Origin of the sequence: Micrococcus sp. (assembly GCF_030523875.1) — a bacterium.
Lineage (GTDB): Bacteria > Actinomycetota > Actinomycetes > Actinomycetales > Micrococcaceae > Micrococcus.
In genome coordinates, this window is record NZ_JAUNHR010000055.1 from 1 (window position 1) to 13,362 (window position 13,362).

10 protein-coding genes and 2 tRNA genes are annotated in these 13,362 nt (G+C 72.8%); 10 read left to right on the plus strand and 2 right to left on the minus strand.

Annotated features, from left to right (window positions below):
- The 10 genes from dnaA to Q4D18_RS08145 all read left to right on the plus strand — a co-directional run.
- Window positions 1–1,335, plus strand: a 1,335-nt coding sequence (gene dnaA, locus Q4D18_RS08100) for a chromosomal replication initiator protein DnaA (protein ID WP_303127175.1), incomplete at its 5' end; no start/stop codon positions are given.
- A gap of 760 nt (window positions 1,336–2,095) precedes the next feature.
- Window positions 2,096–3,211: a DNA polymerase III subunit beta gene (dnaN, locus tag Q4D18_RS08105; RefSeq protein ID WP_303127177.1), complete on the plus strand. Its 1,116-nt coding sequence runs from the start codon at window positions 2,096–2,098 to the stop codon at window positions 3,209–3,211.
- 22 nt (window positions 3,212–3,233) lie between these two features.
- The gene (gene recF / locus Q4D18_RS08110) at window positions 3,234–4,511 is read left to right on the plus strand and encodes a DNA replication/repair protein RecF (RefSeq protein ID WP_303127179.1); all 1,278 of its coding nucleotides are present in this window, start codon (window positions 3,234–3,236) and stop codon (window positions 4,509–4,511) included.
- Window positions 4,504–5,100: a DUF721 domain-containing protein gene (locus tag Q4D18_RS08115; protein ID WP_303127181.1), complete on the plus strand. Its 597-nt coding sequence runs from the start codon at window positions 4,504–4,506 to the stop codon at window positions 5,098–5,100. Before recF ends, Q4D18_RS08115 begins: the two co-directional genes overlap by 8 nt.
- A gap of 480 nt (window positions 5,101–5,580) precedes the next feature.
- A complete protein-coding gene (gene gyrB, locus Q4D18_RS08120; protein ID WP_303127200.1) occupies window positions 5,581–7,650 on the plus strand; it encodes a DNA topoisomerase (ATP-hydrolyzing) subunit B in 2,070 nt (689 codons plus the stop codon).
- Window positions 7,651–7,700: 50 nt separating this feature from the next.
- Window positions 7,701–10,460, plus strand: a complete 2,760-nt coding sequence (gene gyrA, locus Q4D18_RS08125; protein WP_303127183.1) for a DNA gyrase subunit A — start codon at window positions 7,701–7,703, stop codon at window positions 10,458–10,460.
- On the plus strand, window positions 10,457–10,945 hold the full coding sequence (locus Q4D18_RS08130; protein ID WP_303127185.1) for a DUF3566 domain-containing protein: 489 nt from the start codon (window positions 10,457–10,459) through the stop codon (window positions 10,943–10,945). The genes gyrA and Q4D18_RS08130 overlap by 4 nt, the downstream gene beginning before the upstream one ends.
- A 116-nt stretch (window positions 10,946–11,061) precedes the next feature.
- Window positions 11,062–11,135, plus strand: a tRNA-Ile gene (locus Q4D18_RS08135).
- Window positions 11,136–11,194: 59 nt separating this feature from the next.
- Window positions 11,195–11,383 (plus strand): hypothetical protein, encoded by a 189-nt coding sequence (locus Q4D18_RS08140; RefSeq protein ID WP_303127187.1) that lies wholly within the window; start codon window positions 11,195–11,197, stop codon window positions 11,381–11,383.
- A 6-nt stretch (window positions 11,384–11,389) separates the two neighbouring features.
- Window positions 11,390–11,465 (plus strand) — tRNA-Ala (locus Q4D18_RS08145).
- A gap of 87 nt (window positions 11,466–11,552) precedes the next feature.
- On the opposite strand, the gene Q4D18_RS08150 is transcribed toward Q4D18_RS08145, so the two are convergent.
- Together Q4D18_RS08150 and Q4D18_RS08155 are read right to left on the minus strand one after the other, a co-directional pair.
- Window positions 11,553–12,068: a hypothetical protein gene (locus Q4D18_RS08150; protein ID WP_303127189.1), complete on the minus strand. Its 516-nt coding sequence runs from the start codon at window positions 12,066–12,068 to the stop codon at window positions 11,553–11,555.
- Window positions 12,069–12,317: 249 nt separating this feature from the next.
- On the minus strand, window positions 12,318–13,362 hold a 1,045-nt coding region (locus tag Q4D18_RS08155), incomplete at its 5' end, for a hypothetical protein (protein WP_303127191.1).

The following is a 13,362-nucleotide window of genomic DNA, read 5'->3' on the forward strand; positions in this document are numbered from 1 at the left end:
GACGCCCTCACCGCGGTGTTCGGCGAGGAGATGCTGCTGGCGATCTCGATCGACGCGAGCCTGCAGCCCCCGCGCACCCCCTCCGCGGACGACCGCCGCGCGGAGGTGCCGGCCGAACCCGCCGCGGCCGACGTCGACGCGCCCGCCCCGACCCCCGCACCCCCCGTCGCGGGCGCCCACCGGGGGATCGCGGAGGAGCTGCCCGGCCTGGCCCGCCCGCGCCCGCAGGAGGCCCCGGCCCCCGCGCCCGGCGCCCCGGGCGCGCCCACCCCGGCGCCGCCGTCGACGTCCTCGGAGACCAGCCGGCTCAACGACCGGTACCACTTCGACACGTTCGTGATCGGCTCCTCGAACCGCTTCGCGCACGCCGCGGCCAACGCGGTGGCCGAGGCGCCGGCGAAGGCCTACAACCCGCTGTTCATCTACGGCGAGTCAGGCCTGGGCAAGACCCACCTGCTGCACGCGATCGGCCACTACGCCCGCCGCCTCTACCCGGGCCTGCGGGTGCGGTACGTGAACTCGGAGGAGTTCACCAACGACTTCATCAACTCCATCCGCCACGACGAGGGCGCCTCGTTCAAGCAGGTCTACCGCAACGTGGACATCCTGCTGATCGACGACATCCAGTTCCTCGCGGACAAGGAGGCGACGGTCGAGGAGTTCTTCCACACCTTCAACACGCTCTACAACAACAACAAGCAGGTCGTGATCACCTCCGACCTGCCGCCCAAGCAGCTCTCGGGCTTCGAGGACCGCCTGCGCTCCCGCTTCGAGTGGGGCCTGATCACGGACATCCAGCCGCCGGACCTGGAGACCCGCATCGCCATCCTCCGCAAGAAGGCGGAGGCGGAGGGGCTCGTGGCCCCGCCCGAGGCGCTGGAGTACATCGCCTCCCGCATCTCCACGAACATCCGCGAGCTCGAGGGTGCGCTGATCCGCGTGACGGCGTTCGCGTCCCTGAACCGGCAGCCGGTGGACATCGAGCTGGCCGAGCAGGTGCTCAAGGACCTCATCACGGACGACGCCGGGCACGAGATCACGCCGGAGCTGATCGTCCACACCACGGCCGAGTACTTCAACCTGACCATGGACGAGCTGACCAGCAAGTCCCGCACCCGGACGCTCGTGACGGCCCGGCAGATCGCCATGTACCTGCTGCGCGAGCTCACGGAGATGTCCCTGCCGAAGATCGGGCAGGAGCTCGGCGGCCGCGACCACACGACGGTGATGCACGCGGACCGCAAGATCCGCGAGCTGATGGCGGAGCGCCGCACGATCTTCAACCAGGTGACGGAGCTCACCAACGAGATCAAGCGCAAGCAGCGCGGGGCCTGAGCACCCCCTCGGACCCTCGACCGGCGGTCGAGACTCCCTCCACATTGTCCACCGCTGTGGACAACCCGGTGGACAACTCCCTCCCCTGTGGATGAACGGCCCACCTGTGGACGGCGGAATCCTGCGGCGGGCGGTGTCCCCAGCCCTCTCCACACCCTTGGGGACACGGCCGGTCCACATCCGGGGGAATCACATCGATGTGATTCGCTTCTCCACCGTCATCCACAGTTGTCCACAGGCAAGATCGGCATGATTCCGCGGTTCTCCGGCGATGTGGATGGAGAATGTGGACAACCCTGTGGACAAGGAGGGGAGAACCGCGCCCACCCTCGGGACGACGCCGGTCCAGGGTGTGGATCGGCCGGACGGCGGCCTCGACGTCGTCCACCGGGCGTGCACACCCCGAACGGGACGGGATCCACACGGTTCCCCCAGCGGAATCCGCAGAACGGCGGGCTCTGGAGCGGATCTCCACAGATTCCACACCTGCTACCACCACTCCTGATCCCTTCTCGAAGATCCCGCCAAGCAACATCAACCCGCCTCGACACCCCCACCGACGAATCACAAGAATCCGAGCGCCCACAGGGCGCTCGGGCGACCTGACACCGCGCTCTCGGAGCGCCTATGCTGACTGGGCGCGCCTCCTTGAACCACAGGGATCCTTGTGATTCAGCGGCAGACGCCGTCCCGTGGACCGTGAGCCCCGTCTCCGGCCCCCCGACCGCAGGAACCCCGCCAGAGAGGCAGTGCAGAGACCGTGAAGTTCACCGTGGCACGCGACATCCTCAGCGACGCCGTCTCCTGGGCGGCCCGCTCCCTGTCCCCGCGGCCGCCGGTGCCGGTCCTCTCCGGGTTGCTGATCACCGCCGAGGACGGCCTGGTCTCGATCGCCAGCTTCGACTACGAGACCTCGGCCCGCCTCCAGATCGAGGCGGACGTGGAGACCGAGGGCCAGGTCCTGGTCTCCGGCCGGCTGCTGAACGACATCGTCCGCGCCCTGCCCGCCGCCGCGGTGACCGTGGAGCTCGACGGCGGCAAGGTCCTCGTCTCCTGCCGCTCCTCGCGCTTCTCCCTGGCCACCATGCCCGTGGGCGACTACCCGGCCCTGCCGGAGCTGCCGGCCGCCGCCGGCACCGTGGACGGCGCCGAGTTCGCCCACGCCGTCGCCCAGGTGACCGTGGCCGCCTCCCGGGACGACACCCTCCCGATCCTCACCGCCGTGAAGGTCGAGATCGAGGGCGACACCATGACGTTCCTGGCCACGGACCGCTACCGGCTGGCCATGAAGGAGATCCGCTGGAACCCCGCGGACCCGTCCGTGTCCACCTCGCTGCTGGTCAAGGCCCGCACCCTCACCGAGGTGGCCAAGTCCCTCGGCGGCGGTGGGCAGCTGGAGATCATGTTCGGCGAGGGCGCCGACCTCGTGGGCTTCTCCTCGGGCGGCCGGCGGACCACCTCCGTCCTGGTCGACGGCGAGTACCCCAAGATCCGCTCCCTGTTCCCGGAGTCCAGCCCCATCGAGGCCGTGGTGGACACCGCCGCCCTCGTGGAAGCCTCGCGCCGCGTGGCCCTGGTGGCCGAGCGCAACACCGCGCTGCGCATGGTGTTCACCCAGGGCCAGGTCTCCCTGGACGCCGGCACCGGCGACGACGCCTCCGCCAACGAGTCCGTGCCCTGCACCCTGGAGGGGGACGAGATCACCGTGGCCTTCAACCCGGCCTACCTCTCCGAGGGCCTGGCCGTGGTGGACCAGCCGCAGGTGCGGTTCTCCTTCACCTCGGCCCCCAAGCCGGCGCTGCTCACGGGCGTGTCCGAGGAGTCCGGGAGCGTCTCGGACCACCGGTACCTCGTGATGCCGGTCCGCCTGACCTGACGGGCGGGGGCTGACCGCACCCGTGCACCTGTCCCACCTCACCGTCGCGGACTTCCGCTCCTACCGCTGGGCGGACCTGGAGCTGAGCGCGGGGTCCACCGTGCTGCTGGGCGCCAACGGGGTGGGCAAGACCAACCTGGTGGAGGCCATCGGCTACCTGGGCTCCCACCAGTCCCACCGGGTCAGCCAGGACGCGCAGCTGGTGCGCTTCGGCCAGGACCGTGCGCGGATCGCCGGGCGCGTGCACCGCGGCTCCCGCACCGTGGCCCTGGAGCTGGAGATCCTGCCGGGCCGCTCGAACCGGGTGGCCATCAACCGCGGCGCCCCGGTCCGCGCCCGCGAGGGCCTGGGGATCCTGCGCACCGTGGTGTTCGCGCCCGAGGACCTCGGCCTGGTGACGGGGGAGCCGGGCGGCCGGCGTCGCTTCCTGGACCAGCTCATGGTGCAGCTGCGCCCGGCCCTGGGGCAGGCCGCGGCGGACTACGAGCGGGTCCTGCGCCAGCGCAACGCCCTGCTGAAGTCCGCCCGGCGCTCGCACCGCTGGGGCGCCGAGGAGGAGGCCACCCTCGAGGTCTGGGACCAGCACCTCGCCGCGGCCGGCGCCCGTCTGCTGCACGGGCGGCTGCACGTGCTGCGGCTGCTGGCCCACCCCCTGCAGCAGGACTACGCGGCGCTGACCAACGGCTCCAAGGCCGCCGCCTACTCGTACGAGTCCACCGTGCCGCTGGCGCGCGGCACCCACGCGGAGGTGCCCGCCGTCGCGGACCTCGCCGCGGACATGACGGCCGCGCTGCGCACCCAGCGGGACGAGGAGCGCGCCCGCGCGCTCACCCTGGTGGGCCCGCACCGGGACGAGCTGGCGCTGTTCCTCGGCCCCGCTCCGGCCCGCGGCTACGCCTCGCACGGAGAGACGTGGTCCCTCGCGCTGGCGCTGCGCCTGGCGGCCTACGACGTGCTGGTGGCCGACGACCCGGACCCGGACGCCCGCCCCGTGCTGATCCTCGACGACGTGTTCGCCGAGCTCGACGCCGCCCGCCGCACCCGCCTGGCCGGGCTCGTGGGACGCGCGGAGCAGGTGGTGGTCACGGCCGCCGCGCTGGCGGACGTCCCCGCCGAGCTGGCCGGGCCGCGCGTGCTGATCCGCCAGGACGCCGAGGGCTCCGAGGCCGTGCCCGCGGCCGCCCCCGTGGAGGGCGACATCCGCGCCCCGCGCGTCGCGCCCCCGGCCGACCCCGACGACGGCGGCGCCCCGGCCCAGGAGCCCGCCGCCGATCCCACCCCGGAGCAGCCCGATGCGTGAGCGCTCCCTCGAGCCGGACGCGCTCGCGGAGCTGCCCCCGGACCGCCCGGACCTGGCGCTCGTGCAGCTGCGCCGCGTCCAGGACGCCGCCCGGGAGCGGGGGGAGGCGCCCCTGCGCTCGCGGGGGACCGCCGCCGGCCTGGCCACGCAGATGGCGGGCACCGGGTCCCCGGGCGGTGCCGCCGGCGCCTCGGCCGCGGGGGCACGGCGCCGCCCCGGGCAGCCCACGGACCGGGACCCGGCCACCGTCTCGAGCGTGTTCGGCCGCCTGATCCGGGACCGCGGCTGGTCCACGCCGGTGGCGGTGGGCTCGGTGCTCACCCGCTGGGCCGAGCTCGTGGGCCCGGAGATCGCCCTGCACTGCCACCCGGAGAGCTTCGAGAACTCGGTGGTGCGGGTGCGCACCAGCTCCACGGCGTGGGCCACCCAGCTGCGCCTGATGAGCCCGGTGCTGCTGCAGCGCTTCGACGAGGCGCTCGGGCCCGGCGTCGTCACCCGGATCGACGTCGCCGGCCCGGCGGCGCCGAGCTGGCGGCACGGCCCGCGCACCGTGCGCGGCGGCCGCGGCCCGCGGGACACGTACGGCTGAGCCGGCCCGGCGCCGCCGGGAGGGGGCGCCGTCGGGGCCGAGGCCGTGGACGCCCCTCTGGCGCGTCCGGGGGGCCAGGGGCGTGCCGGGAGACCTGGAGAGGGTGGACCGGCGGTCCTGACCGGCGTCTGAGCCCGTCCAGGGCATGATCCGACCCCCTCGCACCCCGCCCGATGCGGCGTGAGTGCCTCCCACGCCGTAGGATGAGGGGGAACAGGCGCCGCCGGTCCCCGGCCGGCGGCCCGCCCCGCGTCCCCCGCGGACCGCTCCCGGCAGACGTCGCCGGCGCGCCATACGGGGCGCGTCCCCCGCGCGCGTGCGCGGGCGACGAGCGGGGCGCCCCTGACCGTCCCGTCCTGAGGAAGTGACCCGCCCGTGGTTGACGCCCCATCCGAGAACCCCGAGCAGCAGCCGGAGAGCGACCGGGAGGCGGCGGCCACGCCGGCCCCCGAGTCCTCCGCGGCGGCGCCGGACCAGGCCGTGGCCCCCGCCCGCCCCGCCGAGGACCGTCGCGTCCCCGGCGACTACGGGGCCAACGCCATCACGGTGCTCGAGGGCCTCGAGGCCGTGCGCAAGCGCCCCGGCATGTACATCGGCTCCACCGGCCCGCGCGGCCTGCACCACCTGGTCTACGAGGTCGTGGACAACTCGGTGGACGAGGCCCTGGCCGGGTACGCGGACGGCATCGACGTCACGCTCCAGGCCGACGGTGGGGTGCGCGTGGAGGACAACGGCCGCGGCATCCCGGTGGACGTGCACCCCACCGAGGGCAAGCCCACCGTCGAGGTGGTCATGACGATCCTGCACGCCGGCGGCAAGTTCGGCGGCGGCGGATACGCCGTCTCCGGCGGCCTGCACGGCGTGGGCATCTCCGTGGTCAACGCCCTGTCCACCCGCGTGGAGACCGAGATCCGCCGCCAGGGCCACGCGTGGCGCATGTCCTTCGCGGACGGCGGCGTCCCCCAGGGCGAGCTGGTCAAGGGCGAGGCCACGGACGCCACAGGCACCACCCAGACCTTCTGGCCGGACCCGGCGATCTTCGACACGATCGACTTCGACTACGAGACCCTCCGCGCCCGCTTCCAGCAGATGGCGTTCCTGAACAAGGGCCTGCGCATCACGCTCACGGACGAGCGCGTGCAGGAGGACAACGCGGTCCACGACGACGAGATCGTGGGCGAGGGCACCGCAGGGGAGGACGTCGCGGAGAACGGCCTCACGGACGACGCCGGCCAGGCGCCGCAGCGCCGCAGCGTCACCTACCTCTACGAGGACGGCCTGCTCGACTACGTCAAGCACCTGAACTCCTCGAAGAAGTCCGAGGTGGTGCACGAGGACGTGATCGCGTTCGAGGCCGAGGACGGCGGCCGGAACATGGCCGTGGAGGTGGCCATGCAGTGGACCACCGCCTACTCGGAGTCCGTGCACACCTACGCGAACACCATCAACACGCACGAGGGCGGCACCCACGAGGAGGGCTTCCGCTCCGCGCTGACGGCCCTGGTGAACCGGTACGCCCGCGAGAAGGAGATCCTCAAGCCCAAGGAGGACAACCTCACGGGCGAGGACATCCGCGAGGGCCTGACCGCGGTGGTCTCGGTGAAGCTCTCCGAGCCGCAGTTCGAGGGCCAGACCAAGACGAAGCTGGGCAACTCCGAGGCCCGCGGCTTCGTCTCCAAGGTGGTCACCGAGCACCTCGGCGACTGGCTCGAGCGCAACCCGGGCACCGCGAAGGACATCATCCGCAAGGCCATCCAGGCCTCGCACGCCCGCATGGCGGCCCGCAAGGCCCGGGACAACGCGCGGCGCAAGTCCCCGCTGGAGTCCTTCGGCATGCCCGGCAAGCTCGCGGACTGCTCCTCGAAGGACCCGGCCCGCTGCGAGGTGTACATCGTGGAGGGCGACTCCGCCGGCGGCTCCGCCAAGCAGGGTCGCAACCCGGACACCCAGGCGATCCTGCCGTTGCGCGGCAAGATCCTGAACGTGGAGCGGGCCCGCCTGGACAAGGCCCTGGGCAACGCGGAGATCCAGTCGATGATCACCGCCTTCGGCACGAACATCGGCGAGGACTTCGACATCGCCAAGCTGCGGTACCACAAGATCGTGCTGATGGCCGACGCGGACGTGGACGGCCAGCACATCACCACGCTGCTGCTGACCGTGCTGTTCCGGTACATGCGCCCGCTGATCGAGGCCGGCCACGTGTTCCTGGCGCAGCCGCCGCTGTACCGCATCAAGTGGACCAACGCCCCGCACGACTACGTCTTCTCCGACGAGGAGCGCGACACCGCGATCGAGGCCGGCCTGGCCCGCGGCTGGCGCTACCCGAAGGACAACGGCGTGCAGCGCTACAAGGGCCTGGGCGAGATGAACTACCAGGAGCTGTGGGACACCACCATGGACCCCGAGCACCGCACCCTGCTGCAGGTGACCATGGAGGACGCCGCCGCCGCGGACCAGGTCTTCTCGATGCTGATGGGCGAGGACGTCGAGTCCCGCCGCAGCTTCATCCAGCAGAACGCCAAGGACATCCGGTTCCTGGACATCTGATCCGGGCCGCCTGACCTTCCCGAGACTTCCCACGCAGGAGAGGAGTCGCCTTGAGCGACGAGACCACCCCGGGCGCCGAGCCCGAGACGCCGCAGGACGGCGCCGAGCAGACCCCGCAGACCGGCCAGGACATCGCCGTCGAGCACTACGTGCTGCCCGAGGGCGCCGCGGACAAGGTGGAGCCGGTCGACCTCGAGTCGGAGATGAAGCGCTCCTACCTCGACTACGCGATGGCCGTGATCGTGGGCCGCGCGCTGCCGGACGTGCGCGACGGCCTCAAGCCGGTGCACCGCCGCGTGCTCTACGCGATGTACGACGGCGGCTACCGCCCGGACCGCTCCTTCAACAAGTCGGCCCGCGTGGTCGGCGAGGTGATGGGCAACTACCACCCGCACGGCGACACGGCGATCTACGACGCCCTCGTCCGCCTGATCCAGGACTGGGTCATGCGGTACCCGCTGGCCCTGGGCCAGGGCAACTTCGGCTCCCCGGGCAACGACGGCGCCGCCGCCCAGCGGTACACCGAGACCAAGATGGCCCCGCTGGCCATGGAGATGGTCCGGGACATCGACGAGGACACCGTCGACATGCAGGAGAACTACGACGGCAAGCAGCAGGAGCCCACCGTCCTGCCGGCCCGGTTCCCGAACCTGCTGGTCAACGGCTCCTCAGGCATCGCCGTCGGCATGGCCACGAACATCCCGCCGCACAACATGCGCGAGGTGGCCGCGGGCGTGCAGTGGTACCTGGAGAACCCGGAGGCCACCCGCGAGGAGCTCCTCGAGGCGCTGCTGCGCCGCATCCAGGGCCCGGACTTCCCCAGCGGCGCCCAGATCCTGGGGCGCCGGGGCGTGGAGGAGGTGTACCGGACCGGCCGCGGCCCGATCACCATGCGCGCCGTGGTGAGCGTGGAGGAGCTGCAGGGGCGCACGTGCCTCGTGGTCACCGAGCTGCCGTACATGGTCAACCCGGACAACCTCGCCGCGAAGATCGCGGAGATGGTGCGCGACGGGAAGATCTCCGGCATCGCGGACATGCGCGACGAGACCTCCGGCCGCACCGGCCAGCGCCTGGTGATCGTGCTCAAGCGGGACGCCGTGCCGAAGGTCGTGCTGAACAACCTGTACAAGCACACGGACCTGCAGACGAACTTCTCCGCCAACATGCTGGCCCTCGTGGACGGCGTGCCGCGCACCCTGTCCCTGGACGGCTTCGTGCACCACTGGGTGCGCCACCAGATCGAGGTCGTCGTCCGGCGCACCGCGTACCGGAAGAAGAAGGCCGAGGCCCGCGCCCACATCCTGCAGGGCCTGCTCAAGGCCCTGGACATGCTGGACGAGGTCATCGCGACCATCCGCCGCTCGGCCTCCGCCGACGTCGCCCGCGAGGCCCTCAAGACCCTCCTGGACATCGACGACGACCAGGCCAAGGCCATCCTGGGCATGCAGCTGCGCCAGCTCGCCGCCCTGGAGTCGCAGCAGATCCAGGACGAGTACGACGAGCTCATGGCCCGGATCGCCGAGTACACGGCGATCCTGGAGTCCCCGCAGCGTCAGCGCGAGGTGGTCTCCGAGGAGCTGACCGCGCTCGTGGACAGGCACGGCGACGAGCGCCGCACCGAGATCGTGGCCGGCTTCGACGGGGACATGTCCATGGAGGACCTGATCCCCGAGGAGGAGATGGTCGTCACCATCACCCGCGGCGGCTACGTCAAGCGCACCCGGATCGACAACTACCGCTCGCAGGCGCGCGGCGGCAAGGGCGTGCGCGGGGCCGCGCTGCGCGGCGACGACGTCGTGGAGCACTTCCTCACGGTGTCCACGCACCACTGGCTGCTGTTCTTCACGAACTTCGGCCGCGTGTACCGGATCAAGACGTACGAGCTGCTCGAGGCCGGCCGCGACGCGAAGGGCCAGCACGTGGCCAACCTGCTCGCGTTCCAGCCGGACGAGCGGATCGCGCAGATCCAGCCGCTGGCCGGGTACGACGGCGCCGCCGAGCACCTGGTCCTGGCCACGCGCAACGGTCTCGTGAAGAAGACGCCCCTGGCGGACTACGACACGAACCGCACCGCCGGCCTGATCGCGATCAAGCTGCGCGAGGGCGACGAGCTCGTCTCGGCGCGCGTGGTGACGGCGCAGGACGACCTGATCCTCATCTCCCGCCTCGGCCAGTCGCTGCGCTTCACCGCCACGGACGAGGCCCTGCGCCCCATGGGCCGCGCCACCTCGGGCGTGACGGGCATGAAGTTCCGCGACGACGACTCGCTGCTCGCGATGGACGTGGTCCGGCAGGGCGACGACGGCTACGTCTTCACCGTGACCGACGGCGGCTTCGCCAAGCGCACGCACGTGGACGAGTACCGCGTGCAGGGCCGCGGCGGCCTGGGCATCAAGGTGGCCAAGCTCGTGGACGACCGCGGCGAGCTCGCCGGCGGCCTCGTGGTGGGCGAGGACCAGGAGGTCCTCGTGGTGATGGCCTCCGGCAAGGTGGTCCGCTCCGCGGTGTCCGGCGTGCCCGCCAAGGGCCGCGACACCATGGGAGTGGTCTTCGCGAAGCCGGACCGGCGCGACCGGATCGTGGCCGTGACCCTCAACAACGAGGACGAGATCGAGGCCAAGGCGGACGAGCAGGCGGACCGGCCCGATGGCCGGGACGCCGCGCCGACGTCGTCGGAGGCCCCGGAGACGGCCGCCGGGGGCGCCCCCGCCCCGGGGGTACCCTTGGACGCAGTCAACGACCCGAACGACCCCGCAGCAGCTCCGGAGGGCGACGCCCCCGGTGAGGATGCAGACGGAGGAGACCAGTGAGCACGTCCGCCTCGCCGCGCCCGTCCGGCGGCACGAAGGGGGCCACGCCCTCCCGCCCGGTGCGCCGCTCCAGCACCCGGGACGCGCAGGAGGACCTGGTCCGCGCCGTGCCGAAGGCGAAGGTGCGCCGCGCCCGCCTGCAGCTGAGCCGGATCGACCCGTGGTCCGTCCTGAAGCTGGCCTTCCTGCTCTCCGTGGCGCTGGGCGTGCTGACCGTGGTGGCCGCCATCGCGATCTACACGCTCGGCGAGCTCACCGGCGTCTTCGGCCTGATCAACGACGTCCTGGGCACCATCCTGGGCGCCGAGGCCGGCACCTACACCGTGGAGTCCCTGGCCCCGCTGAGCACCGTGGTCTCCCTGGCCACCGTGGCGGCGGTGCTGAACGTGATCCTGCTGACCGCCCTGGCCACCGTCCTGGCGCTGCTGTACAACGTGTGCGCCGCGCTCGTGGGCGGCCTCGGGGTCACCCTCACGGACGACTGATCCGGGCCCTCGGCCCGACCGACGACGACGCCCCGCGCGGATTTGCGCGGGGCGTCGCCGTGCCTGTAGAGTCATCTCCTGTTGTGGACGGATCACTGGTCCGTGCGCAACGGTGAGGGCGTATAGCTCAGGCGGTTAGAGCGCTTCGCTGATAACGAAGAGGTCCCAAGTTCAAGTCTTGGTACGCCCACTCCACGCACGAGCCCCGGTCTGACTGGGGCTCGAGTCGTCTGACGGGGAGGAGACCCCATGCGTCTGGCACGAGCCGCCACCCTGGTGGCGGGCGCCGCGGCCGCGTACGGGCTCCGCGCCTGGCAGCGCAACCGCGAGGGCCGGCAGGTCTGGGCCGACGCCACGGACGGCCTGCCCGGACCGGAGGCGCCGTCCCGGCCCGCCGAGGACGACCGCGTGGATCCGCAGGAGACGCCGCAGGGCTGATCCCACGGGGGCATGGCGCAATTGGTAGCGCACCTGCTTTGCAAGCAGGGGGTTAGGGGTTCGAGTCCCCTTGCCTCCACCACGAGGCGAAGGCCCCGTCCGGATGCGAGAGCGTCCCGGCGGGGCCTTCGCCATGCCCGGGGCGCCGCGTCACCCGCGACGCGGCCCGTCACCTGCGATGCAGCCCGGGACCGAGCAGCATCCGCCGCACCCGCGGGCTGACCAGGGCCGTGCAGCCGAGCGCCACGAGGGCCGTGACGAGCAGGAGCCGGGTGGGGATCTCCGCCAGCGACTCCGGGTGCACGAGGGCCGCGACGGCGGACAGCGCCGCCGTCCCCAGGCAGCCCAGCAGCAGCACGCCCCGCAGGACCCGCCCGGCCGCCTCCTGCCGTTGCCGCTCCGCCCGGTGCTGCTCCGGTGTCCGGGAGCGGCGGCGCCACCGATCGGCCACCAGGGCGGGGGCCGCCAGGAGCAGGTCCGTCCCGGGCGGGCCGGGGGAGCGGAGCAGCACCCGCACGTTCCCCCGCACCCCCACCAGCGCCCAGAAGACGGCGGCCACGGTGCAGGCCACGGCGACGAGGACCGGCTCTCCGAGGAACGCAGCCACCGCAGCGCACGCCAGGCACGCCGCCGCCACGAGGAGGCAGACCAGCCCCAGCAGGACGGCGCCCAGTCCCACGGCCACGCCACGGGCCCACCCTGGCCCGGCGCCCGCCCCTGCGGCGGCCTCCTCGCGGGCACGCCCGTCCTCCTGGCCCGCCGCACGGGCGGTCCCCTCCTGCGTCCACGTCCTCCGGATCCCCTCCATGCGGCCACGCTAGGCCGCGCACCCCGCCCATGGACGGGGTGCGCGGAATCTGTGGACAGACGACGCCCCGGCCCGATCCGCGAGGGATCGGCGCCGGGGCGTCGTCTCAGGGGTGCTGCGGGAGGGTCAGCGGGCGCCGGGGCCCTGCTGCACCACCACGGTGGGGCCCTGGCCGGTGCGGCCGGCCAGACGGGCCTCGGCCACGGCCTGCTCCTGCTTGGCGTAGGGGTTCACCACGCCGTCCTGCTGGACCACCGGGATGTTCGCGGTGATCGGGCCCGGGACCGGGGCGGTCCACGGGTCCTGCACCGGCTTGGTCAGCTTCCACACCGCCACGCCGGCGCCGGCGGCCGCGGCGGCCATGCCGGCCACGATCCAGCCGCGGCCGGAGCGGGACTCGGCACGGGCCTGGCGCTGCAGGTCCTTGCGGGTCCGCTTGGCGTAGCCCGCGGCGTTCTTGCGCAGGTGCTTGACGGCCTTCTTGTCCCCGGTCAGCTTGATCAGCAGCTGCTCCACGGAGGCGGGCACCTCGACGTCGTGGGCGGTCCTCTCCGCGCGGCCGGCGGCACCCGCCAGGGCGGCGGCGGCCTGCGGGGCGTACTCGGCACGGCGGTCCTGCGCGTACTGCGAGGCCTGCTCGAGGCGGTCCTTCACCTGCGGGGCGAGCTCCTGGGAGCGGTCCTGCAGTGCGGCCACGGCGGTGGCCAGCAGGCCCGCGGCGGTCAGGCCGCCGGCGGCGGCCGCGTCCTTGGCGTCCGACGCCTTCGCGGCGAACAGCGCCTGCGCGCCCTCCGCCTTCTTCGCCGCCTGCTTCTTCGTGCCGCGGGCGTCCTTCTTCAGCGCGACGGCCTTCTTGGCCCCGCGCTTGCGGGACTTCTTGGCGGCCTTCGCGGCGTCCTTGCGGGCCTGCGCGGCCTTCTTCTCCGCGTCCTTCCGGACGGCGGCGGCCTTGTCCTGGACGTCCTTGCCCACGGTCTGGGCGGTGTCCTGCGCGGAGGCCACGAGGTCGGCCAGGGTGGCGCCGACGGCGCCGAGGCCGCCCGCGACGGCCGGGGCCGCCTTCTCGTAGCGGTCCTGCACGGCGGTGCTCACGCGGGCCGAGGTGTCCTTGACGCGCGGGGCGACCTCGTCCTTGGCCAGGCGGCGGCCCTCGGAGGCGGCGACCTTGCCG

Coding starts and splice junctions, on each gene's coding strand:
- Q4D18_RS08140 (WP_303127187.1), top strand. CDS start 11,195: ATGCGTCTGGCACGAGCCGCCACCCTGGTGGCGGGCGCCGCGGCCGCG.
- Q4D18_RS08115 (WP_303127181.1), top strand. CDS start 4,504: ATGCGTGAGCGCTCCCTCGAGCCGGACGCGCTCGCGGAGCTGCCCCCG.